Annotated in this window: 22 protein-coding genes; all 22 read left to right on the top strand. The window is 47.5% G+C overall.

Annotated features, from left to right (window positions below; genetic code table 11):
* Nucleotides 1-19: 19 nt before the first annotated feature.
* The 22 genes from rsmH to BLR06_RS03140 all read left to right on the top strand — a co-directional run bounded on the left by rsmH (nucleotide 20) and on the right by BLR06_RS03140 (nucleotide 23375).
* The gene (gene rsmH / locus BLR06_RS03250; RefSeq protein WP_092068227.1) at nucleotides 20-952 is read left to right on the top strand and encodes a 16S rRNA (cytosine(1402)-N(4))-methyltransferase RsmH; all 933 of its coding nucleotides are present in this window, start codon (nucleotides 20-22) and stop codon (nucleotides 950-952) included.
* Between the two features lie 40 nt (nucleotides 953-992).
* Nucleotides 993-1448 carry a septum formation initiator family protein gene (locus tag BLR06_RS03245; protein WP_092068225.1) on the top strand — a complete coding sequence of 152 codons (456 nt, stop codon included), beginning with the start codon at nucleotides 993-995 and terminating at the stop codon, nucleotides 1446-1448.
* Nucleotides 1449-1465: 17 nt separating this feature from the next.
* The gene (locus tag BLR06_RS03240; RefSeq protein WP_092068223.1) at nucleotides 1466-3556 is read left to right on the top strand and encodes a stage V sporulation protein D; all 2091 of its coding nucleotides are present in this window, start codon (nucleotides 1466-1468) and stop codon (nucleotides 3554-3556) included.
* Between the two features lie 82 nt (nucleotides 3557-3638).
* A complete protein-coding gene (locus BLR06_RS03235; protein WP_092068221.1) occupies nucleotides 3639-5129 on the top strand; it encodes a UDP-N-acetylmuramoyl-L-alanyl-D-glutamate--2,6-diaminopimelate ligase in 1491 nt (496 codons plus the stop codon).
* Nucleotides 5129-6487 carry a UDP-N-acetylmuramoyl-tripeptide--D-alanyl-D-alanine ligase gene (locus BLR06_RS03230; protein ID WP_092068219.1) on the top strand — a complete coding sequence of 453 codons (1359 nt, stop codon included), beginning with the start codon at nucleotides 5129-5131 and terminating at the stop codon, nucleotides 6485-6487. The genes BLR06_RS03235 and BLR06_RS03230 overlap by 1 nt, the downstream gene beginning before the upstream one ends.
* Before the next feature lie 19 nt (nucleotides 6488-6506).
* Entirely contained in the window at nucleotides 6507-7481 is a 975-nt protein-coding gene (gene mraY / locus BLR06_RS03225) for a phospho-N-acetylmuramoyl-pentapeptide-transferase (protein ID WP_092068217.1), read from the top strand.
* Between the two features lies 1 nt (nucleotide 7482).
* Entirely contained in the window at nucleotides 7483-8838 is a 1356-nt protein-coding gene (gene murD, locus BLR06_RS03220) for a UDP-N-acetylmuramoyl-L-alanine--D-glutamate ligase (protein WP_092068215.1), read from the top strand.
* A gap of 12 nt (nucleotides 8839-8850) precedes the next feature.
* Nucleotides 8851-9954, top strand: a complete 1104-nt coding sequence (gene spoVE, locus BLR06_RS03215) for a stage V sporulation protein E (RefSeq protein WP_092068213.1) — start codon at nucleotides 8851-8853, stop codon at nucleotides 9952-9954.
* A gap of 64 nt (nucleotides 9955-10018) precedes the next feature.
* Nucleotides 10019-11134 (top strand): undecaprenyldiphospho-muramoylpentapeptide beta-N-acetylglucosaminyltransferase, encoded by a 1116-nt coding sequence (gene murG / locus BLR06_RS03210; RefSeq protein WP_092068211.1) that lies wholly within the window; start codon nucleotides 10019-10021, stop codon nucleotides 11132-11134.
* Between the two features lie 89 nt (nucleotides 11135-11223).
* A complete protein-coding gene (murC, locus tag BLR06_RS03205; protein ID WP_092068209.1) occupies nucleotides 11224-12618 on the top strand; it encodes a UDP-N-acetylmuramate--L-alanine ligase in 1395 nt (464 codons plus the stop codon).
* A gap of 56 nt (nucleotides 12619-12674) precedes the next feature.
* Complete coding sequence (gene murA, locus BLR06_RS03200; RefSeq protein WP_092068207.1) at nucleotides 12675-13922, top strand: UDP-N-acetylglucosamine 1-carboxyvinyltransferase; 1248 nt, start codon at nucleotides 12675-12677, stop codon at nucleotides 13920-13922.
* Nucleotides 13923-13941: 19 nt separating this feature from the next.
* The gene (locus tag BLR06_RS03195; RefSeq protein WP_092068205.1) at nucleotides 13942-14871 is read left to right on the top strand and encodes a D-alanine--D-alanine ligase family protein; all 930 of its coding nucleotides are present in this window, start codon (nucleotides 13942-13944) and stop codon (nucleotides 14869-14871) included.
* A 321-nt stretch (nucleotides 14872-15192) separates the two neighbouring features.
* On the top strand, nucleotides 15193-15963 hold the full coding sequence (locus BLR06_RS03185; RefSeq protein ID WP_092068201.1) for a cell division protein FtsQ/DivIB: 771 nt from the start codon (nucleotides 15193-15195) through the stop codon (nucleotides 15961-15963).
* A gap of 1 nt (nucleotide 15964) precedes the next feature.
* Nucleotides 15965-16657: a DUF881 domain-containing protein gene (locus tag BLR06_RS03180; RefSeq protein ID WP_092068199.1), complete on the top strand. Its 693-nt coding sequence runs from the start codon at nucleotides 15965-15967 to the stop codon at nucleotides 16655-16657.
* On the top strand, nucleotides 16657-16986 hold the full coding sequence (locus BLR06_RS03175; RefSeq protein ID WP_092068197.1) for a small basic family protein: 330 nt from the start codon (nucleotides 16657-16659) through the stop codon (nucleotides 16984-16986). Before BLR06_RS03180 ends, BLR06_RS03175 begins: the two co-directional genes overlap by 1 nt.
* A gap of 185 nt (nucleotides 16987-17171) precedes the next feature.
* On the top strand, nucleotides 17172-18374 hold the full coding sequence (ftsA, locus tag BLR06_RS03170; protein ID WP_092068195.1) for a cell division protein FtsA: 1203 nt from the start codon (nucleotides 17172-17174) through the stop codon (nucleotides 18372-18374).
* A gap of 117 nt (nucleotides 18375-18491) precedes the next feature.
* A complete protein-coding gene (gene ftsZ, locus BLR06_RS03165; RefSeq protein ID WP_092068193.1) occupies nucleotides 18492-19538 on the top strand; it encodes a cell division protein FtsZ in 1047 nt (348 codons plus the stop codon).
* A 237-nt stretch (nucleotides 19539-19775) separates the two neighbouring features.
* Nucleotides 19776-20714 carry a sigma-E processing peptidase SpoIIGA gene (gene spoIIGA / locus BLR06_RS03160; protein ID WP_092068191.1) on the top strand — a complete coding sequence of 313 codons (939 nt, stop codon included), beginning with the start codon at nucleotides 19776-19778 and terminating at the stop codon, nucleotides 20712-20714.
* Nucleotides 20693-21430, top strand: coding sequence for an RNA polymerase sporulation sigma factor SigE (gene sigE / locus BLR06_RS03155; RefSeq protein ID WP_092068189.1), 738 nt, complete (start codon nucleotides 20693-20695; stop codon nucleotides 21428-21430). Before spoIIGA ends, sigE begins: the two co-directional genes overlap by 22 nt.
* A 206-nt stretch (nucleotides 21431-21636) precedes the next feature.
* Nucleotides 21637-22410, top strand: a complete 774-nt coding sequence (sigG, locus tag BLR06_RS03150) for an RNA polymerase sporulation sigma factor SigG (protein ID WP_092068187.1) — start codon at nucleotides 21637-21639, stop codon at nucleotides 22408-22410.
* Between the two features lie 15 nt (nucleotides 22411-22425).
* Nucleotides 22426-23058: a stage II sporulation protein R gene (gene spoIIR / locus BLR06_RS03145; RefSeq protein ID WP_092068185.1), complete on the top strand. Its 633-nt coding sequence runs from the start codon at nucleotides 22426-22428 to the stop codon at nucleotides 23056-23058.
* A gap of 59 nt (nucleotides 23059-23117) precedes the next feature.
* Nucleotides 23118-23375 carry a YlmC/YmxH family sporulation protein gene (locus tag BLR06_RS03140; RefSeq protein ID WP_245697998.1) on the top strand — a complete coding sequence of 86 codons (258 nt, stop codon included), beginning with the start codon at nucleotides 23118-23120 and terminating at the stop codon, nucleotides 23373-23375.
* Nucleotides 23376-23416 lie beyond the last annotated feature (41 nt).

Below are 23416 nucleotides of genomic sequence, written 5' to 3'. Positions count from 1 at the left end.
CTGTAGAGGTGAACGATAGATGGAATTTCATCACATCAGTGTACTATGGGAAGAAACCTTGGCCGCATTGGTTAAAAATCCCGAGGGAACATATGTTGATTGTACGCTCGGCGGGGGCGGACATGCCGGAGGAATTGTAGAAAGACTTACCCTAAACGGCCATTTTATCGGTATTGATCAGGATCCTGCCGCAATAAACGCCGGGAAAGCAAGGCTGGCAAAGGCTGAATGCCAGGTTGATATCGTCAATAGTAATTTTAGCAATATTAGGCAGGTTCTGGCCGATTTACAGGTTGAAGCTGTGGACGGCATACTCTTCGACCTGGGGGTATCGTCCCATCAGCTGGATGCCGCAGAACGGGGTTTTTCTTATATGCAGGATGCGCCTTTGGATATGCGGATGAATCCTGAGCATGGTTTTTCGGCTTTTCATGTGGTAAATCAGTATAGTGAAGCTGAGCTGACCAAAATTCTGTATACCTATGGTGAAGAGCGCTGGGCGAAAAGAATTGCGCGGTTCATCGTCGAGGCCCGCAAAAACAGCGCAATCGGCACAACCGGACAACTGGTGGATATCATAAAAAAGGCAATCCCTGCAGCAGCCAGGCGGGAAGGCCCCCATCCGGCCAAACGTACTTTTCAGGCCATACGGATTGAGGTTAATCAAGAATTAGGCGTGCTGAAAGACGCATTTACGGCTGCCTGCAGTCTGTTGAAACCAGGCGGGCGCTTATGTATCATTACTTTTCACTCCCTGGAGGATCGGATTGCCAAACAAACGCTGCAAGGTCTGGCTAAAGCCTGTATTTGTCCGCCGCAATTGCCGGTATGCAGGTGTGAGAATAAGGCTCAGCTAAAAATTCTGGGCAAACCGGTTGCCGCGTCAATGGATGAAGTTGCGCAAAATCCCCGGGCCCGCAGCGCGAAATTACGGGTTGCCGAAAAGTTGTAATTGGGTGGACTGTTCTAATTTTTGAGAGGGGGAAATACACATGTTAGTAAGCAAAAAACAAGAATGGGAGTTATACCAAGAAGAACCGGCCCCTGTCATTACCACGAGCAAACCAAGTCTGAATACCGGCTTGAGGGCAAAATGCCTGATTGTCGTTGTTTTGCTGGCGCTGATTGCAATGTTTGTCACAGTGAGAAGTGAGGCGATCATCAGAGCTGGTTACGATTTAGTTCAGCTAAAAGCCCAATTAATTAAGGCTGAAAAAGAAAATGAACTGCTGCGATTGGAGATTGCAAAATTAAAATCGCCGCAGCGTATTCAGGCAATTGCAGCGAATGAGCTTGGCATGGTCGTTCCTCCTGATGTTTATGTCATAAATAGTGAGCACCAGGTCCGGGGTGAGATGGCGGCAGGTGAAAAGCAGAACTTATGGAGCAGCATAACCAGTGCATTAAAGAACGGAAAAACGGAGGCCGACAGGGACATTAAAAATTGAATTGGGAGGAGATGCGGTTGGCGTCAGCAACACATGTTACCATAAGAAAAAGAGTGGCCTGGTTTTTCCTTTTTGTTTCGGTAATCATGATTGGACTAGGTTGTAGACTAATGTATCTCCAGTTTTATCGCAGTGGCTGGTTAACTGAAAATGCGATTGACCAACGGATTCGTGATATCCCGGTTGAAGCTAAACGCGGTATTATTTATGATCGCAAAGGAAGAGAATTAGCTGTTAGCATGAGCACTGATTCAGTTTACGCAATACCTGCAGAAATAAGCAACGCCGAGGAGACAGCAGCCAAATTGGCTGCTATTTTAGCGTTGGACCAAGATAAGCTTGCCGCCAAACTAAAAAAACGCCAGGCTTTTACCTGGATAAAACGCAAGATTGAGGATGAAACGGCGAGAGAAGTAAAGAAGCTCAATCTTCCGGGCATTGGCCTGACACAGGAAGGACGCCGTTATTATCCGCACGATCAGCTGGCGGCTCATATTCTTGGGTTTACGGGCATTGACAGCCAGGGCCTGGATGGTGTTGAAATGACCTTCGACAATTATCTGCGTGGGCGGCCGGGCAGTATTATTGTTGAATACGATGCCAGAGGGCGGGAGATACCTTACGCCAGACATCGATTTTCAGCGCCCACCGACGGCAATAATATTTATCTGACAATTGATTTGGTCATTCAACAAATTATCGAACGTGAACTGGAAAAAGTGATGAAAGATACCCAGGCCAAGGCCGCAACTATTATTGTAATGCAACCTAAAACCGGGGAAATTCTGGCACTGGCCAACCGCCCTGATTATAATCCCAATCAGTTTGCCGACTATCCGTCCAAATTATGGCGCAATGTTGCCGTGTCCAATGCGTACGAGCCGGGTTCCACTTTTAAAATTTTAACTACATCGGCCGTTTTGGGCGATAAGGTGGTAACGCCGGAAGAACGGTTTTTCGATCCCGGCGGAATAGAAGTGCAGGGCCGAACCATTCACTGCTGGAAGCATGGCGGGCATGGCAGCCAGACTTTTCGCGAAGTTGTCGAGAACTCCTGTAATGTGGGCTTTGTTACTGCCGGTCTCAGACTGGGTAAAGATCCGTTCTATAAATACTTAAATCAATTCGGGTTAGGTAAATCTACCGGAATTGATTTGCCTGGCGAAGCCAAAGGGATAATGATTGATCAAAATAAAGCTACACCGATTAATATTGCTACGATGTCAATGGGGCAAAGCATTGCGGTTACGCCTATTCAGCTGTTAAGCGCAGTTTCAGCGGTGGCGAATGACGGCTTGCGGACAAGGCCGCAAATTGTCCGGGAAATTCGCAGCAAAAATGATGAGATGATTCGCGGGTTTCAGCCGGATATCTTAAATCAGGTAATTGATCCGGATACTGCCCGCCTGGTGAAAAGTATTCTGGAAGGCGTTGTCACCAACGGTTCGGGCAAGAATGCCTTTATTGAAGGATACCGTATTGCCGGCAAAACCGGGACTGCGCAAAAAGTAGGCGCAGGAGGCTATATGGCCGGTAAATATGTTGCGTCCTTTGCCGGTTTTGCGCCGGCTGACAACCCGGAGCTCGCTATGCTGGTGGTCATAGATGAGCCGGTCGGGATGTATTATGGTGGGCAGATTGCGGCGCCGGTATTTGGAGCTGTCATGAAAGACCTTCTTCAGTATTTAAAGGTTACGCCCAGCGTTACCGGAAACGAAAAAGTCAGCACGCAGGCTGAACATGTAATAGTGCCTGATCTGATCAATTTACTGGTGGATGACGCGGTAAAAGAATTGAAAAAAAATAATCTTGAAGCCCGGACTGAGGAGACTGGCGACCGGGTGGCGGATCAAATCCCCAAACCCGGCAGCCGGATGCCGCAGGGGTCGAGCGTATTGTTGTATACGCTTACGCCCCGCTACAATTCCGGTGATATTACTATACCGGACTGCCAGGGGCTCACCCTGACCCAATCGGCCGAAATATTATCTGCTGTGGGTCTGGCGATCAGGCCGGTCGGTTCGGGTTCCGTTGCGGTGAAACAAGACCCGCTTGCGGGCAGTAAAGCGCCTCCGGGAACCAGTGTAACCATTTTCTTTGATGAATAGGATGAATTGGACTTTTTCAGCCAGTTAAGATAAAATTGGTAATATTGGCAATAATAGTGTTAGCGTTGCAGGAGGGATAGATATGGAAAAGAATTTAACGGAATTGTTAGCATTGCTTTCAACTGCCGAAGTGGAAGGCGATAAAAATAAAACCATCAAGGTTGTGGCCTATGATTCCCGTGAGGTCGTTGAGGGGACATTGTTTATCTGTCTGAGCGGAAGTAAAGTTGACGGTCATAGCTATATTAACCAGGCTTATGCCGCGGGAGCCGTTGCGGTGCTGGTGGAAAAGCCGGTAAAAGCCCCGGCGGGCTTAACGGTTATTCAGGTTCCCAGCACCAGGCAGGCGATGCAGGCGGTTGTTCCGTATTTTTTTGATTATCCGGCCCGTAAACTGCGGATGATTGGCGTTACCGGAACCAACGGCAAAACTACGACAACTTATCTCATCAGAAGCATCCTGAAGCAGGCCGGGTTCAGGGTAGGAATCAGCGGAACCATTCAGACCTTAATTGAAGACCGGATATTACCGGTTAAAAATACCACGCCGGATGTTGTCGAATTGCAAACCGTGCTGGCTGAAATGGTTAACGCCGGCATTGATTATGTAATTATGGAGGTATCCTCACATGCTCTGGCCTTGAACAGGGTTGCCGGCTGTGAATTTGATGTCGGCGTATTTACCAATGTTACCCGCGATCATCTGGATTTTCATCTTACTTTTGAAAACTATATTGATGCCAAGGCCGAACTGTTCCGGCTGCTTGGCCGGCAGGACGGCCATAAGGGCAATAAAGCCGCCGTCATCAATATCGATGATGACGCAGGTTCAGCTATGCTGGCCAATACGAACTGCCGGGCAATCACTTACGCAATTAACCAGGCCGCCGATATCCAGGCGCAGTCAATTGATGTTCAAGCCGCCGGAGCCAGGTTTCATGTTGCCAGCTGGCTGGGGGATTTTGCTTTGGCCTTAAAAATAACCGGTATATTTAACGTATATAATGTTCTGGGGGCCATTGGCGCAGCCTTGGCTGAGGGTGTGGATATTAAGCTGATCAGGCAGTCGCTGGAAAGCTTTAGCAGCGTGCCGGGCCGGTTTGAACTGGTGGATGAAGGCCAGGACTTTGCGGTGATTGTTGACTACGCCCATACGCCTGACGGTCTGGAAAATATTTTGCGGACAGCCAGGCAGTTTGCCAAACGGCGGATTATCGCAGTCTTTGGCTGCGGCGGGGACAGAGACCGGACCAAGCGGCCGGTGATGGGTAAAATAGCTGCGCAAATGGCGGATGTCATCATTGCCACCTCTGATAACCCGCGCAGTGAAGATCCGGATTTTATTTTAACTGAAATTGAAGCAGGCATTAAGCCGGAACTGGCGGCCGACAAAAAGTATGAGAAGATTGTCGACCGCCGCCAGGCAATTACCAGGGCCTTAACGCTAGCCGGCCGTGATGATATTGTCATTATTGCCGGAAAAGGCCATGAGACTTATCAAATATTAAAAGATCAGACCATCTCTTTTGATGACCGTCAAATAGCCCGGCAAATTCTCAGGGGGCTACGCTGATGGCTGCATTTAATGTTGACGAAATAGGCCGGGTTACCGGCGGCAGCATCGCCAATCGGGCGGGGTCAGATTTCACCGGTGTTGCGACTGATTCGCGAACCATCCGGGCCGGTAATTTATTTGTGGCGATAGCAGGGGAGCGCTTTGACGGGCATAACTTTATTGAGCAGGCCGTATTAAACGGTGCAGCCGGGGTGCTAATCAGCAGGACCGGCCTGAACATCCCCGCCAATGTCTCCGTAATTGCGGTACCGGACACCTTAAAGGCTTATCAGGCCATTGCCGCCTGGCACCGGGCTAAATTTACCATTCCATTGGTGGCTGTCACCGGTTCCAATGGCAAGACAACAACCAAGGATTTTACTGCCGCCGTATTAGCCAGCCGGTTTTCCGTATTGAAAACCCAGGCCAATTATAATAACGAAATTGGGTTGCCGTTTACGCTGCTTCAATTAGCCAGCGGGCATCAGGCGGCGGTGGTGGAAATGGGAATGCGCGGCTTGGGTGAGATCCGTGAGCTGGCTTTTCTTGCCAGGCCAACCATTGGCATTGTGACCAATGTCGGCGAAACTCACCTGGAGCTGCTCGGTTCGCTTGATAATATTGCCGCAGCGAAAGCTGAACTGGTTGAGGCAATACCTGCCGACGGAGTAGTTATTCTTAATGCCGACAATGATTATGTACGGGCAATGCAGAGCAAAAGCTCCGCCCGGGTTGTCTTTTACGGCATTCAGCACCCCTGTCAGGTAAGGGCGGCCAATATCATCAGCAAGGGCGGCGGGACGGTATTTGACTGTGTGTGGGAGCAGACGGGTTTTACAGTTGAAATTCCGGCTGTCGGCCGGCACAATGTTTATAATGCGCTGGCCGCCATTGCCGCAGGGCTGGAGCTAGGGCTGAGCACTGCTGAAATAAAAGCCGGGTTAACCCTGTTTACGCCAGGCGCTATGCGGTTGTCAATGGAGAAGCTTGGCAAGTACCATATCATTAATGATGCTTATAATGCCAGCCCGATGTCCATGGCGGCGGCAATTGATACGTTAAAAGAAGTTGCGCCCGGCAGACGCATCGCTGTATTGGGGGATATGCTGGAGCTTGGAGCGATAGCTGTTGACGCGCATTGCGAGGCCGGACGGAAACTGGCGGAAAGCGGCGTGGATATTGTTGTGACCATCGGACCGCTGGCTGCTCATATTGCCCAGACCGCCCGGCTGCACGGAGTAGCCGCAGCCAGAGTCTGCGACAGCCATCAACAGGCGGCTGAGTATCTGCGGGCAATACTAAAGCCTGAGGACACTATTTTACTCAAAGGGTCACGCGGCATGAAGATGGAGAAAATATTGGAGAAGTTGTCGTAAACGTCCGGGGAGGCTTATCATGCATGAATTGTTTTATGCCGCAGTAATGGCTTTTATCATCGCAATTATCGGCGGACCAGTCATTATTCCATTACTCCGGCAATTGAAATTTGGTCAAAGTATTCGCCAGGAAGGGCCCGAACGGCATTATGCTAAAGCAGGAACCCCGACCATGGGGGGGATCATTATTTTAGCGGCCTTAATTGTTCCGGCAGTGTATTTTGCCGGTTCCAGCCTGGAAGTATGGCTGGCGCTCTTCGTTACGCTGGGGCATGGGTTGCTGGGCTTTGTCGACGATTTTATCAAAGTGGTGCTCAAGCGTTCGCTCGGCCTTAAAGCCAGACAGAAATTATTGGGCCAGATCATCATGGCGATTGCCTTATGTTATATTGCCATCAATTATATGGGACGCCAGACAGATTTATGGATTCCTTTGCTGGGCATTCATGTGGATTTGGGGGCGCTGTATTACATTTTGATCTTTCTGGTGCTTGTAGGAACAACCAACGCCGTCAACCTTACCGATGGCCTTGACGGCCTGGCAGCCGGCACTACTACGGTTGCAGCACTGGCTTATGCCATTATCTGTATGCATTTTGCCAAGCCCGAGCTGGCCATATTCTGCGTCGCACTCGCGGGAGCTACTTTGGGTTTCCTGCGCTATAACGCCCATCCGGCCAAGGTTTTTATGGGCGACACTGGCTCATTGGCTTTAGGCGGGGCGCTGGCCGCTGTTTCGGTCATGACCAAGACGGAATTGCTCCTGGTCATCGTGGGCGGTGTTTTTGTCATTGAAGCTCTGTCGGTCATTATTCAGGTGATTTCATTTAAATCAACCGGACGGCGGGTATTCTTAATGAGTCCAATTCATCACCATTTTGAATTGGCCGGCTGGTCGGAAAATAAAGTTGTTACTGTTTTTTGGCTGGTCGGAGCGGTATTCAGCGCAATCGCATTGGTTATATTGGCAGTTACCCAGTCAGGAGGTATATAGGGTGGAATTTAAACATAAAACGATTCTGGTGCTTGGCGCGGGGGTCAGCGGTATCGCGGTAGCCGGTATTTTACAAAAGCATGGCGGCCGGGTAATTCTCAATGACGCCAAATCAGCCTCCAAAATCCAGCAGGATTTTACCTTTTTAGAACGGTGCGGCATTCAACTGATATTCGGCCGGCAGGATGAAAGTCTGCTGGCAGATATTGATTATTTGATTGTATCGCCGGGTATATCGATTCATTTACCGCTTGTTCAAACGGCTAAGGCGCTGGGGATTACAGTGATGAGCGAAATTGAAGTTGCTTACCGCTTATGCCGCGCACCGATTGTTGCGATTACCGGCACAAACGGCAAAACGACGACGACTACGCTGATTGGCGATATGCTTAGAACTACCGGCCGGGATATCGTGGTTGGCGGAAATATCGGCGCGGCGTTAAGTAAAGAAGTGGAAACCATCGGCGCAAACGGGTTGGTGGTTGCGGAAATATCCAGTTTCCAGTTAGAAGGGATTATCAATTTCCGCCCGCAGATCGCTGCGGTGCTGAATATAACGCCCGATCATCTTGACCGCCACCATTCCATTGACTTATACCAACAAACCAAAGAACACATTTTTAAGAATCAGACTCCGGCGGATTATTTGGTATTGAATTATGATGATGAGAAAATCCGGCCGATGGCTGAGCGGGCTGCGGCTAAGGTAATGTATTTCAGCCGAAAGGAACAGCTGCCGCAGGGCGTATTTGTCCAACAGGGAAGCTTCACGATTGCCTGGGATGACCAAACCTATGTAATCTGTCCGGTGGCAGATCTCAAAATTAAAGGCGCTCATAATGTTGAGAATGTTTTGGCCGCCTGCGGCGTGGCCTTTCTGGCCGGGGTAGAACCCGCGCGCTTGGCTGCGGTGATTAAAACCTTTCAGGGAGTGGAGCACCGGATTGAATTTGTCGCCGGAATCAATGGCGCCGAGTATTACAATGACTCTAAGGCGACGAATCCGGAGTCGTCCATTAAGGCGCTTGAGGCTTTCGCGGGCAATGTTATTCTGATTGCCGGCGGCCGTGATAAAATGACTGATCTAGCGGAATTTACCGGCTTAATCAAGGAAAAGGTTGATCAGCTGATCTTGCTTGGCGAGGCCAAAGACCGGTTTCGGGCAGCGGCTATTAAGGCTGGAGTCGTCAATATCCATACTGCGCCATCCTTGGATGAAGCGGTGATTCTGGCTCATCATCTGGCAAAGCCGGGGCAAATCGTCCTGCTGTCACCGGCTTGTTCCAGCTATGATATGTTTGCGAATTATGAGGAGCGGGGTAAAACATTCAAAAATCTGGTCCGTAAATTGGGGTAGGAGGGAAATCCTTTGGCCGCTAGACCTAAGTCGCCTGATTTTATCATCTTTTTTGCGGTGATAGCACTGCTGGGAATTGGCGTAATTATGGTGTATAGTTCAAGTGCGGTTTCAGCCTATGTTAATTTTAATGACAGCTATTATTTTCTCAAACGGCAAATGATTTGGGCTTCTTTAGGCTTATTGTGCATGATTTTCACCATGAATCTTGACTACCATGTCTGGCGCAAGCTGGCCAAGCCAATGATGCTTGTAACTTTGGTGCTATTGGTGCTGGTGCTGGTGCCGGGACTGGGCAAGGTCGTCAATGGCGCCAGGCGCTGGCTGGGATTTGGTTCGCTTTATCTGCAGCCTTCGGAAATTGCCAAGTTAAGTATGGTGCTGTTTACGGCAGGCAGTTTGGCAAAACATCAGGAAAAAATCGGCAGCTTTATCAAAGGGGTCGTACCACAGCTCTTAATGCTGCTGGTGGTCTTTGGGTTGATTTTGAAAGAACCTGATCTAGGTACCGCCTTATCAATTGGCGGCACGGTATTTGTACTATTGTTTGTTGCCGGAGCCAAATTGAAGCATTTGGGGTCACTGGGGGCGGCTGGGGTAGCCGGGATCATTGCGGCGGTGCTGTTCGAGCCTTACCGGATGAAGCGCCTGCTGGCTTTTAGTGACCCGTGGGCTGATCCGCTGGATACGGGATATCACATTATTCAGTCGCTGTATGCCATTGGTTCAGGCGGACTGTTTGGGGTAGGCCTGGGCCGGAGCAGAGAGAAATTTTTGTATTTACCCGAGCCGCATACCGATTTCATTTTTGCCATTTTGGGTGAAGAACTGGGATTGATTGGTACGCTTACCGTCATCGTACTTTTTTTCCTGTTTGCCTGGCGGGGGCTGAAGGTTGCCATTTCAGCTCCGGATATTTATGGCAGTATTCTGGCCACAGGACTGACTACTATGATTATGGTGCAGGCCTTGATGAATATTGCGGTGGTAACTGCTTCCATGCCGGTTACCGGAATACCGCTGCCCTTTTTAAGCTTTGGCGGTTCTTCACTGATTTTTACCTTGGCCGGTGTCGGCATATTGCTGAATATATCCCGGTATGTCAGCCTGAAGTAACGGCGCATTAGCGGCCGGGATAAAGCCGTAAGGGCAATTAGCTCAATACAGGAGGCGTCTTGCGATGCGGATAATTGTTTCGGGCGGGGGAACAGGTGGCCATATCTACCCCGCCATTACTTTGATTAAAACGGTGCAAAGCCTGGTTAAACCCTGCGAAATACTTTATGTTGGCACCCGGGAGGGTCTGGAGGCCGATATTATCCCGCAGGAAGGGCTGCCATTCAGAACAATAAATATTCGCGGTTTTGCCCGTAAATTGTCGGTCAGTAATTTCGTAACCTTAATGAAGGCTGTCGGCAGTCTCTGGGAGTCCCGGAAAATCATCCGTGATTTTAAACCGGATCTTGTTATTGGGACAGGCGGTTATGTCTGCGGACCGGTTTTGCTGACCGCCAGTCTTATGGGGATTCCGACAATGGTTCAGGAACAAAATGTTATTCCGGGAATTACCAATCGTATTTTAGCCCGGTTTGTTGCCAAAATTGCCGTTGGTTATGCCGATACCTGCCAATATTTTTATGACCGGGAAAAGATTGTTTTTACCGGTAATCCAATCAGGCCGGAAGTTTTGAGCGCCACCAGGGCTGAGGGGTTTGCCGAACTGGGACTGGATCCGGCAAAAAGGACCATACTCATATCAGGAGGCAGCCGCGGTGCAAGAAGTATCAATCAGGCCATGCTGGAGGTTCACCGGTATTATGTACAAAATAAATCTGTGCAGCTATTGCATGTTACCGGAAAAAATGAGTATAATGGCATCGTTGGAAATTTAATGCAAATGGGTATAGATATTACCAGCACTGGCAATATTAGCATTAAGCCGTATCTTCATAATATGCCCAAAGCTTTGGCGATTGCCGATTTGGCCGTCTTTAGAGCCGGGGCTGTCGGGTTGGCTGAGCTTACTGCGCTTGGGATTCCGGCTGTTCTTATTCCATACCCTTATGCGGCGGAAAATCATCAGGAGCTTAATGCCCGGGTTATGGAGCAGCGTGGGGCTGCAGTGGTTATCAGGGATTGCGACTTAACGGGCAAACGCCTGCTAAAAACAGTTCGTGAACTGATCGGCGATTCAGCCAGACTTGCCGGCATGGCTCAGGCCAGTAAAGCGTTAGGCCGGCCTGAGGCTGCTGCGGATATAGCCCGGCTGGCGATTGAGCTTAGTCAACCGCGCTAAGGAATTGTAACAATCGATATATGATATGCATACAATAACATACACCAAAGAGTAGTTATTGCAGCGGGCCAGAAAGGGGAGAATTTTTTTTGCTAAATAACCTAAAACAGATTCACTTTGTCGGCATTGGTGGCGCGGGCATGAGTGCAATTGCGAAAGTATTGTTAGAAAAAGGGTATGATATTTCTGGTTCTGATTTGAATAAATCTGAGACTACGGATAAGCTTGAAACAATGGGGGCCAGGATTTTTATCGGTCATAGCAGCAAAAACCTTAAAGATAGCGATGCTGTTGTCGTTTCAACCGCTATCCGGCAAGACAATCCGGAAATAATCGCGGCTAAAGACCGGGGCTTGCCGGTTTTCCACCGCTCGGACATTTTGGCGGAATTGATGAACGCCTCGGCCGGTATCGCCGTGGCGGGAGCGCACGGCAAAACGACCACAACGTCGATGGTGGCGATCATGCTGGAAAAGGCCGGTGTTGATCCTACCATCTTGATTGGCGGTGAACTGGATTATCTGGGCGGCAATGCCAAGCTGGGAAGAGGGAAGTTTCTGGTAGCTGAGGCTGATGAGAGCGACGGTTCTTTCCTCAAATTTGCACCAAAGATAGCAATTGTCACAAATATTGAGAATGATCATATGGATTTTTATGGCACAATGGATAATATATTACATACGTTCAATCAATTTTTGCTGAAATTATCATCAACTGATGGATTAGCTGTACTGTGTTTCGACAATGAATATATTCGTGAGATTGCTTCAGGTCTGGAGCGACCATATATTTCTTACGGTATAGATTATCCGGCCGAATATACGGCAAGAAATATCAGCACCCAGGGAGCATTAACGGTTTTTGAAGTATATCGCCGGGAGAATTATCTGGGAACGATTCGATTAAATATTCCGGGACGGCATAATATTGCCAATGCCCTTGCCGCCATTGTTGTGGGTGAAAACATCGGGCTGGATTTTGCCCAGATTGCTGAAGGTTTGTCATTGTTTAATGGGGCCAAGCGGCGATTTCAGACCAAAGGCAGAATAAACGGGGTTTGGGTGGTGGATGATTATGCGCATCATCCTACGGAAATAGCAACAACTCTCCAGGCTGCCCGGCAGACTCAGCCTAAGCGTTTAATTTGTGTCTTTCAGCCCCATCGTTATTCCCGAACAAAATTTTTACGCCGGGAGTTTGGCGGGGCCTTTACTTCAGCCGACCTGCTGGTATTGACCGATGTCTATTCGGCGGGAGAAACGCAGATACCGGGGATTAACGGTGAAACGATCAAAGAGGAGGTAGAGTGCCAAACCGGCAATAAAGTGGTCTATATTCAAGACCGAAACAAAATAGCCTGCTACCTGAGTGAAATCGTAGAGCCGGGAGATTTGGTCATGACGATGGGCGCCGGAAATATTTATCTTGTCGGTGAAGAATTGGTAGAAACCCTAAATAAATCCTATAGGCATCAAATCGTTTAATTTATGTACGTTTTGTTGATTGAGGGGTGATTGTGCTTTTCTTAGGAGGGGAGACGATGGAAAAGTTTGTCGTCACGGGAGAAGTACAACTTGCTGGTAAGATTCGGGTTGGCGGAGCCAAAAACGCCACGCTGCCAATTATGGCTGCCACGCTCCTATGTTCAGGAGTGAGCATCCTGCATGATGTACCACACTTGAGTGATATACGGGCAATGCAAGAAATTCTGGAATTGTTAGGGGCTAAAATTAAGCAGGATGGATATTCCCTGATCATTGATACAAGCACAGTAAGTAAGCAGGAAATACCGGAACATCTCATGCGGGAAATGCGAGCTTCGGTTTTTTTGATGGGACCGTTGCTGGGAAAATTCCGTAAGGTGCGGGTATCCTATCCCGGCGGCTGTGCAATTGGTCCGCGTCCGATTGATTTACATATTAAAGCGCTGGAAAAATTGGGGGCAAAGGTGAAAGAAAGCTATGGTTATATCGAGGCTGAGGCCGGTGTTTTGACCGGGGCGGAGATTCAGTTTGATTTTCCCAGTGTCGGTGCTACCGAGAATGCAATGATGGCTGCTGTCATGGCCAAAGGAACAAGCATTATCAGAAATGCGGCCCGGGAACCGGAAATTGTTGATTTACAGGATTTTTTAAACAAAATGGGCGCCAAAGTGGCAGGTGCAGGCACTGATACCATCAAAATAGAAGGGGTAACCAAACTTTTTCCGGCAGAGCATATCATTATGCCTGACCGGATCCAGGCGGGAACTTTTCTGATTGCCGGAGCAATCACCCAAGGAGATATAACGGTTGATAATATTTCACCGGAACATTTGTTCTCGGTTACAGACAAACTGGAAGAAATTGGAGCTCAAATAACTGCGCGCAATGATAATATCCGGATCAGGGCGGGCGATTTACGGGGTGTTGATATCAAAACACTGCCTTTTCCCGGTTTTCCGACCGATTTGCAGGCGCCAATGCTTTCCTTGCTGGCTGTGGCTAAAGGAACCAGTATTATCACGGAAACAATCTTTGAAAACAGATTTAAGCATGTGGATGAGCTTACCCGGATGGGGGCTAAAATTAAGGTGGAAGGGCGAACGGCCATTATCCGTGGCGTATCAAAGATGACGGGCGCTGTTGTTGCCGCGCCTGATCTCAGAGCAGGCGGGGCTTTGGTTTTAGCGGCCCTGGCAGCGCAGGGCGTTTCAGAAATAGAACAGGTTTATCATATTGACAGAGGTTATGAGCATTTAGAACTTAAGTTACAAAGTCTGGGAGCGTGTATCATCCGCTCTGACTGACCCGGGAGGATAGAATTTCATGAAGAGTAAAAAGATAGCCGTATTAATGGGCGGACCTTCAGACGAGCGGGAAGTTTCTTTAAATACCGGCAACGCTATTTTACAGGCATTACGCGAGAAGGGGTATCAGGCGATTGGTTTGGATTTGATCCCGCAGCAGCTGTTTGAACAACTGAAAGAACATCAAATCGAAGTGGTGTTTAATGCGATTCATGGCAAATACGGCGAGGATGGAGCTGTACAGGGAGCTCTTGAACTTATTGGTATTCCCTATACCGGCTCCGGTTTGATGGCAAGTGCTGTCGCCATGGATAAGGCGGTATCCAAACGCCTGTTTCTGGCGGCAGGCATACCAACGCCTCGGTCCAGATTATACCGTAAAACTGTTGATAAACAAAAGATTTTCGGTGAAATCTTAGCGGAATTCAGCATCCCGGTTGTCGTGAAATCCAGCGCTCAGGGCTCCAGTATCGGAGTTACGATTGTCGAAGAGGAAAACCAGTTGCTGCCGGCAATTGATCAGGCTTTTGACTATAGCAATGACTTGCTGGTTGAGCAATTTATTGACGGCAGGGAAGTGACTGTTGCTGTTTGGGGCGACAGCCAGCCGCAGGCTCTGCCGATGATTGAAATCGTACCTCACTCCGGCAGATACGACTACCGTTCCAAGTACACAAAAGGAGCTACTGACTATATAATTCCGGCCCGGCTGGATGAACGGACCGCAAGCCAGGTGCAGCAGGCGGCGGTAAGCGCGTTTACCGTTTTGGGCTGTAGGGGCATTGCCAGGGTGGACATCATGATTGACCGCAGCAACAATCCCTATGTACTGGAAGTTAATACCATACCGGGGATGACGGCAACCAGCCTGGTGCCAAAGTCGGCTGCCGCCGCAGGGATAAGTTTTGCCGACTTATGTGAGCGGCTGCTATTATCAGCGACAATTTAATCATTCCGAGGGTGTCTGATAAAGGCACCCTTTATGTATAAGCTTGCTGACGGAGCGCGTGCGCTCCGGATCAGCGGCGTCGTGGCGTCCACCGGCTGGCTGTGTGTTGAGTCCCGCTGTGGTGGACATGCCTGTTGCGGGCCAGCCAAATACAGGCGATAAATATGCATTTTTACGCTGCTGCCAAAAGCCTCCGGCATCAAGCCGGATTTTCTTATTTTGCCCCATAAGTTTGTTAAGTTTCCCTTTATCTTATGGTTCATGCTGGTGTATAATTACTTCTGTGGTATTGGGCTGATGTCATATCAATGGAGGGATTAAATGCGGGAACCGGAACGATTGGAGTATAAACCACGGGAACGGCAGGAAGTTCCCAGGCGGCTGTTTTCCTGGTTGCTGTTTGTGTTGATTGTTTTGATTGCCGGTTTTTTGTTTCTTAACTCTTCAGTTTTTACTGTTGGGCCGATTGTGACGCAGGGGAATAAATACATGTCTGATGAAGAGATTCTGCGCGTGGCCGCCTTACCGGAGCGGGTAAATATCTTCCGGTTAAATATCAGGGAAATAGAGCAACGGCTGTCACGAGACCTTCGGGTTGCAGAGGTGCATGTTTCGCGTGAATTTCCCGGCACTATTGTTATTAGCATCGTCGAACGAAAGCCATTGGCCTATATCGCCAACAGTTACGGGTTTGTGGAAGTCGACAAACAGGGGGTTGTGCTGGCAGTTTATAAAAATTTAAAAAAAATACGGGTGCCGATGATTACCGGTGTACGGCTGGAATCGGGTTATGTGGGGGATCAGGTTCAGGATCGTGAGGTAACTACTATCCTAAGCTATTTAGCCAATATTGACGAGGCGACTTTAGACCAGCTTTCCGAAGTTAATATTAGCGGTGGACACATTTTTGCCTATACCAACAATTCCATTCAAATTCGCGTGGGCAGCGCTGAGCGATTAGTGGAGAAAGCCGAGCTTACCCAGGCTATGCTAAAGGAAATTCTGGAAAAAAATTTGATTGTCGAATATATTGATCTAAACTTTTCTTCACCGGTAATCAAATTCCAGACAACAAAGGAAGGAGTTAGTTAAAATGCTAGCTGTAAGGCAGGGACAAGCCGCAATTGCGTTTGTATGCGTAGTGCTTGGTGTCATGCTTGCTGTTCAATTCAGAACAACTCAGGATATTCATTCTACCGTTCCCTTTCAGCGGATCGAAGATTTATCGCAGCGCCTGAGCCAAACTGAGAAAGATCGTGATGCTTTATTAAACGAGGTGCACACGCTCCGTCAGGCCTCAGTAAACGCAAGCGGTTCACGTGAATCCGAGCTTACCAAGATGGGGGCGGGAGTGGTTGCCCTGCAGGGGCCGGGAATCATCGTTACAATAGATGACAGTAAACGTCCTTCAAAACCCGGTGAAAACCCTAACCTGTACTTAATTCATGACGATGATATATTAAAAGTAATCAATGAGCTATGGGCAGCCGGCGCTGAGGCTATTTCGATTAATGAACAGCGGCTGATTGCCAGTTCGGAGATTCGCTGTGCGGGTCCTACTTTATCGGTAAATAACACCCGTTATTCTCCCCCGTATGACATCAGAGCCATTGGCGATCCGGCAACTCTGGAAAATGCGCTTAAGATGCGCGGCGGTGTCGTGGAAACCCTGCAGTTTTGGGGCATACAGGTGACAATTAAGACGTTAGAGGATGTATTGGTGCCTGCTTACAAAGGAACATTCCGTTTTGAGTTTGCCAAGCCTGTCAAGGAGGCTGGTAAATAGTGGCTTTACCGATTGCCGGTCTTATGATTGGTCTTATCATTGGTACTTTATTTCCTGTCAGTATACCGGTAGAGTACGCAAAATTTATGTCTGTGGCCTTGCTGGCTTCACTCGACTCAGTTTTCGGCGGGCTGCGGGCAGCTGCTGAGGAGCGTTTTGACAATACGGTATTTATAACCGGTTTCTTTACAAACGCCTTATTGGCGGCTGGACTGGTTTATCTTGGTGAAAGATTGGGTATTGATTTATATTATGTCGCGCTATTGGCCTTTGGCTTGCGCATTTTTCAAAATTTAGCAATTATTCGTCGATATTTTTTAAAAAAATAATAACACTCAGACAACCGCCCTATTTGGCGGTTGTTGTTTGTTTTTGTCGGTAGCGCTCCTGCTCGCCAGGGCTTGGCGGAGAATTTATGAAATCGAATATTTTCTTTGTAACAAAAAAAGGGAAAATGCTACTTCTGTTGAAACAAACATATGGAAAGAAACATAATATTTGTGAGGATTAGGTTATGGGTAAGCAGGATATTTTAGCAATTGACTTGGGCTGCAGCCTGATTAAGGCGTTTTCCGGGTCGGTTGATAGTAATGGTAAGGTAGTGCCAACAGGGATCGGCGTTGTCCCAACCGATGGCTTTACAAAAGGCGTGATAACCAATCAGGATTCGGTGATAAAGTCCCTTAAGCAAGCAGTCGATTGTGTGGCTTCTGATACGGACAGTATAAATAGCGAGATTTATCTGGGCATTAGCGGTATGGGGCTGGAAGCCTATAAGGCTGTTGGCAGCATAGCGCTTACCGCCGGTAAAGTGGTTTCCGATCGTGATGTTGATCGCGTATGCCGGGCGGCTGTGCTGGCATCGGTAACGGAAGAGCTGGAAGTACTGCACGTTTTGCCGGAGTGTTTCAGGGTTGATGATGAGGTATTTTCTGCAGCACCGCTAGGCAAATCAGGCCAGCGTTTATTGGCTGAAGTTCAGATTGTGACTGTTCCCAAAACAATGCTCAACAGTTTTGTACAGGCGGTAGAAGCTTCCGGCATTCATATCGCGCGTATTGTCGCCAATGCTGTTGTTGCCGGGGCGGCGCTGACAGCGGGTTTGCCGGTTAAGCCTTGTATTGTATTAGATATTGGCGCAGGCAATACGGATATTATCATGTATAATGAATATGGGAAAATTCATAAGATGGGATCATTGCCGCTTGGCGGGGATTATATTACATCTGACATTATGCAGGGAGTCGGTATAAACTATGATCATGCCGAGGCAATTAAGCGCTATTTTTCTAAATTAGATAAAAAGCTGCACGGCAGCGGCGTGATTTTGGATTGTAATGACCAGGGGACTACGGATAAAAATATAGCCTATGATTTTCTGTATAACATCATTGAGAGCCGGGTCGAAGAAATCGTAGGAATTATCCATGCATACCTAAAACCGGCGCTGACTGAAGTGGCGGCCGAAAATACATATATCACCGGCGGCAGCTCACTTCTCAGCAGTTTTAGCGAATGTGTGGAACGAATCTTTGAAATGCCGGCCGGGCAAGCCGCAGCACCGCAAGGTTTATCCCCGGAATACTTCAGTCCGATCAATACGGCCTGCTACGGGGTTTTGGATTATGCCGCAGCCAGTCAGGCTCCGGCTGAAGGGACGGGTAATTCTATATCGTTATGGACGAAAGTAAGGCGATTTTTTAGACCGGCCCGCTGACAGCCAGTTTGCTCTTTCGTGCGGTTAAGGCTGTAAGAGGTTCATGGATGATTCGAACGAAGATTCAGGATAAATAGTGACTGGATCAAGTTTTTATTTTAGAAGGAGGATTTAGCGATGCTTGAATTTGATATGGATTTTAATCAGTTTGCTAATATTAAAGTTATTGGTGTAGGCGGCGGCGGAAATAATGCTGTGAATAGAATGATTACAGCCGGCTTGCAGGGGGTCGAGTTTGTATCGGTGAATACCGATGCCCAGGCCTTAATTCATGCGTTAGCGCCATACCGGATACAAATTGGCGAAAAGCTGACCAAAGGTTTGGGGGCCGGTGCAAATCCCGAAGTAGGTGAGAAAGCGGCGCAAGAGAGTAAAGAAGAAATCATCAAAGCGTTAAAAGGTGCGGACATGGTTTTTGTCACCGCCGGTATGGGCGGCGGAACCGGAACCGGCGCGGCTCCGATTGTGGCCGAATGTGCAAAAGAGGTAGGGGCGCTGACCGTAGGTGTTGTCACCAAACCATTTTCGTTTGAAGGGCGCCGGCGCCAAAGCCAAGCTGAACGGGGCACGGCAAAGTTAAAAGAGAAAGTGGATACGTTGATCACGATACCGAATGACCGTTTAATGCAGGTTGTCGACAAGCGTACTTCAATTATGGATGCCTTTAGAATTGCCGACGATGTTTTGCGGCAAGGCGTTCAGGGGATTTCCGATCTCATTGCCGTCCCCGGCCTGATTAACTTAGACTTTGCCGATGTTAAGACAATCATGACCGAGACCGGTTCGGCATTAATGGGAATCGGCATAGGTACCGGAGATAACCGGGCCGTGGTTGCCGCGGAAGCGGCAATTAAAAGCCCTCTGCTGGAAACTTCAATTGAAGGAGCCCGCGGGGTATTGCTCAATATTACCGGAGGCACCAGTCTGGGCTTATTTGAGGTTAATGAGGCTGCCGAAATTATTGCCAATGCCGCCGACCCCGAAGCAAATATTATTTTTGGGGCGGTTATTGACGAAAAATTTCAGGATGAGATTCGGGTAACCGTTATTGCTACCGGTTTTGATCCCAAACCTGCCAAAATATCCACCGGTAAAGTTGAAACAGCAAATATTGAAACCTTTAAGATGAAGGATTTAGATATCCCTGCCTGGATGCGCCGTTAGACCAAGCTGAGGATATAACATAGGGAGCGTCTTTAAATGCTTTTGCATTTTGAGACACTCCCTTTTTTATTGTGGAAAGCTGCTGTACAAATGATCTGTAATATAGTCATAAAATATTTAAGTTATTTACCATAAATTTACAAAGTTTGAAAGATTCAATTGTTATAATTGGAATGAATTCAACAGTATGGCCATATATTGTTATGAATAGCATATTGAAAATAGGCAGGTCTTGTAATGAGCGTTTATATTGATGTCCTGTTTGGACTTAACATAATGATGAACAGTATCATTCTCATACTCACTGCCTTGGCAGCGGGGATTGCCTATAAAAAATGGCGGATTCTAGCTGCGGCCTGTTTAGGAGGTGGATTTGTCGTAAGCGGCGTATGGCCTGAGTTCGTTTTTTTGCATAGTGCTCCAGCTAAATTAATGGTTTCAGTTGTTTTGATCATGGTTGCTTTTGGCGCCAGGTCTATGCGCATCAATGTGCTGCTGCTGGGAATCTTTTATGTGGTATCGTTTATTTTAGGAGGAGCGGTGGTGGGCTGGAGTTATTTTTGGCAAAATAGCAGTTATTTGCAGTTTGAGCATGCCCGGTTAAATCAGATTGACGCCGAAAGCTTAATTGCGGGAACGGCGGCAGGCGTGCTGCTTGTCGGCCTGGTTATGCGGCGAATGCTGTCCAGGATGTTCAGAAGGGGAAATTTTTATCCGGTAATGATTGAGTACAGGGGGCGCAGGGCTGAAGTAACTTCGCTGCTTGATACCGGAAACTGTTTATACACGCCGGTAGGCCGGAAGCCGGTAGTAGTTGTAGAGTACTCGAAGCTTAAGGGAATTTTAGGTGCTGCCGTTAGCGGTCATCTCAGCCTTACTGCACCGGAGTTGTGGCTGACAAATCTTGATGCCTGCCCTGACAATGACTGGTTGTCCAGAGTCCAAATCATCCCCTATCAGGGTGTTGGAACCCATAGTATGCTTTTGGGTTTTCGTCCTGACCAGGTGAGTATCGTGACAAAAAGTGGTTTACAGTCTGCCAAGGATGTAGTCTTAGCTATTTATACCGGGCATTTATCCAATGATGGTACCTATGCCGCACTATTGCATCCAGCAGTTATCAGCTCTATAGCTAATCAGGAGGAGGTCGGTGTATGCGCATCAGTTGGCCGATAATTAAGCTGCTTTTCAGAATCAAATTCATTGCATTATTGCAATTTTTGAGACTGCTTAAGCCTGACGAGGTATTTTATGTTGGCAGTACGGAAATATTACCGCCTCCTTTAAGTAATGATGAAGAAGTTTTTTTATTAAATCGTCTTCAGAAAGGCGATCATGCGGTTAAGAGTGTGTTTATTGAACGCAATCTACGATTAGTCGTATACATTGCCCGAAAATTTGAGAATACCGGCGTGGGAATTGAAGATTTAGTAAGTATTGGGACAATTGGTTTAATTAAAGCAGTAAATACCTTTGACCCGGTAAAGAAAATAAAGCTGGCGACCTATGCTTCACGGTGTATTGAAAACGAGATTCTGATGTATTTGCGCCGTAACAGCAAGACCCGGGCCGAGGTATCTTTTGACGAACCATTGAATATTGACTGGGACGGCAATGAGTTATTATTGTCGGATGTACTTGGTACTGAGAACGATATCATCTATAAATCAGTGGAAGAGGAAGTAGATAAAACCTTGTTATATGCAGCGATGAGTAAATTATCAGGGCGGGAAAGGCGGATCATGGAATTACGCTTTGGCTTAAATGAGGATGGGATTGAAAAAACGCAGAAGGATGTTGCCGATATGCTGGGAATATCCCAGTCGTACATATCCAGGCTGGAGAAAAGAATCATTAAGCGCTTGAGAAAAGAGATCAGCCGAATGGAATAGCTGTAAAAGCACCCTTAACGGGTGTTTTTTTATTTGCGGTTTTTAGCTTTGTGCTTTTAGTACAGTCAGCTTACCCTGGAGGACCAGGTAAGCTGTTTTTTTTATGCCAATATATATTATCGGATCGGGTGAATAAAAGCCGTCAGGCATGGCAATAATTCTCTTGTAACATAAAATCATGGAAACCAATTGGGAGGGTACTATTAATGATTGTAAATAAAGTAGAAATTTGTGGTGTAAATACGGCAAAACTCCCGGTGCTTTCCGCCAGTAAAATGCGTGAGTTGTTTGAAGTGTTACAGGGGGGAGAGTTGTCCGCCCGCGAACAGCTGATCTATGGAAATCTACGTTTAGTACTCAGTGTTATTCAACGTTTCAATAATCGCGGTGAATATGTTGACGACTTATTCCAGGTAGGCTGCATTGGTTTAATGAAAGCGATCGACAACTTTGACCTTTCGCAGAATGTAAAGTTTTCCACTTACGCTGTACCCATGATTATTGGAGAAATTCGACGGTATTTACGCGATAATAACCCGATCAGGGTCAGCAGGTCCATGCGGGATATCGCCTATAAAGCATTGCAGGTACGGGATTCCCTTGTCAGCAAATATTCCCGTGAACCTTCCATCAATGAGATTGCCGATGAGCTGAAAATACAACGTGAGGAAATTATTTTTGCTCTTGATGCAATTCAAGAGCCAATATCATTGTTTGAGCCAATTTATCACGATGGCGGCGATCCCATCTTCGTGATGGATCAAATAAGCGATGACCGGAATTTGGATATGAACTGGCTGGAAGGTGTGGCAATAAAAGAAGCTCTGCGGCGGCTAAGTGACCGCGAAAAGCATATTTTAACCTTACGCTTTTTTGAAGGCAAAACCCAAATGGAGGTTGCCGATGAAATTGGTATATCGCAGGCGCAAGTGTCACGACTGGAAAAAGCGGCACTAAGTCATATGCGAAAACATATTTGACTGGAGGCTTATATTTTGAGGAGAAATTTACAGAAAATAATTTTAATAGTAAGTATTTTACTATTTGTGTCCATGGGCTGGATTTTCCTAATTGAGGAAGTGAAGGACAATGCCCCGGCCACTTTTGGGCAGTCGGAATTAATCAGACTGCATGTGTTGGCAAACAGTGACAATCCGGAAGATCAACAATTAAAGCTTAAAGTACGGGATGCCATCATTGCCGATTTGGCGCCGCAGTTAGAGCATCTTACCGAACCCGAAGCAGCCCGCAGAGTGGTTCAAGATAATCAGAATAGAATTGTGGATATTGCTAAACAAGTGTTAAGTGAAAATGGCTGCAATTATCCCGTTGACATACAGTTTGGCCTATTTGATTTTCCGGTAAAATCATACGGTAATTTCGTTCTTCCGGCCGGTAAATATGAAGCTGTCCGTATTCTGATCGGTAGTGCCGAAGGTAAAAACTGGTGGTGTGTTTTGTTCCCGCCGTTGTGCTTTATTGATGTTACGAATGCAACGGCAGTACCGGCGGTGCAAGGGAAGGCCGCCGTAATAACGGAGAAAAGCCCAACAGAAATTGAAGTAAAATGGAAAATAGCAGAATTATGGCAGGCCCTCAAAGCAAGTAATATTGAATCATCAAACTGAGCACGTTCAGCCCTTGCCGGCATATAATGAATGTAGGAAACAACGGGAGGGGGCTGAATGTGGTGAAGACGTCTGATTTTAAAATGAAAGAAGTAGTGAATGTTAATGATGGTAAAAGGCTGGGAACTATTACCGATATCGAAATTGATATAGAAACCGGCAGGCTTACAGCGATCGTAGTGCCGGGGACGGGAAAATTTCTGGGCTTATTTGGGCGAGATGATGATATTGTGATTTCCTGGGAAAAAATAAATAAAATAGGCGCTGATGTTATTCTGGTAGAATCCTCGTTATGCAGCAATGGAAGTACGCAATAGGTATGCGAGTAATTGATCAGCAAGACTGTTCCCGGATTTTG

The organism is Dendrosporobacter quercicolus (genome assembly GCF_900104455.1).
Classification (GTDB): domain Bacteria; phylum Bacillota; class Negativicutes; order DSM-1736; family Dendrosporobacteraceae; genus Dendrosporobacter; species Dendrosporobacter quercicolus.
Note: the sequence above shows the minus strand (reverse complement) of the source record. Positions and strands in the feature narration are given on the sequence as shown.

Bases quoted from the DNA above. Each gene is read 5' to 3' on its own strand.
- BLR06_RS03195 (WP_092068205.1), top strand. From the start codon at position 13,942: ATGAAGAGTAAAAAGATAGCCGTATTAATGGGCGGACCTTCAGACGAG.
- rsmH (WP_092068227.1), top strand. From the start codon at position 20: ATGGAATTTCATCACATCAGTGTACTATGGGAAGAAACCTTGGCCGCA.
- ftsA (WP_092068195.1), top strand. From the start codon at position 17,172: ATGGGTAAGCAGGATATTTTAGCAATTGACTTGGGCTGCAGCCTGATT.
- BLR06_RS03235 (WP_092068221.1), top strand. From the start codon at position 3,639: ATGGAAAAGAATTTAACGGAATTGTTAGCATTGCTTTCAACTGCCGAA.
- ftsZ (WP_092068193.1), top strand. From the start codon at position 18,492: ATGCTTGAATTTGATATGGATTTTAATCAGTTTGCTAATATTAAAGTT.
- spoIIGA (WP_092068191.1), top strand. From the start codon at position 19,776: ATGAGCGTTTATATTGATGTCCTGTTTGGACTTAACATAATGATGAAC.
- sigE (WP_092068189.1), top strand. From the start codon at position 20,693: ATGCGCATCAGTTGGCCGATAATTAAGCTGCTTTTCAGAATCAAATTC.
- BLR06_RS03230 (WP_092068219.1), top strand. From the start codon at position 5,129: ATGGCTGCATTTAATGTTGACGAAATAGGCCGGGTTACCGGCGGCAGC.
- sigG (WP_092068187.1), top strand. From the start codon at position 21,637: ATGATTGTAAATAAAGTAGAAATTTGTGGTGTAAATACGGCAAAACTC.
- mraY (WP_092068217.1), top strand. From the start codon at position 6,507: ATGCATGAATTGTTTTATGCCGCAGTAATGGCTTTTATCATCGCAATT.
- murA (WP_092068207.1), top strand. From the start codon at position 12,675: ATGGAAAAGTTTGTCGTCACGGGAGAAGTACAACTTGCTGGTAAGATT.
- BLR06_RS03185 (WP_092068201.1), top strand. From the start codon at position 15,193: ATGCGGGAACCGGAACGATTGGAGTATAAACCACGGGAACGGCAGGAA.
- BLR06_RS03245 (WP_092068225.1), top strand. From the start codon at position 993: ATGTTAGTAAGCAAAAAACAAGAATGGGAGTTATACCAAGAAGAACCG.
- BLR06_RS03180 (WP_092068199.1), top strand. From the start codon at position 15,965: ATGCTAGCTGTAAGGCAGGGACAAGCCGCAATTGCGTTTGTATGCGTA.
- murG (WP_092068211.1), top strand. From the start codon at position 10,019: ATGCGGATAATTGTTTCGGGCGGGGGAACAGGTGGCCATATCTACCCC.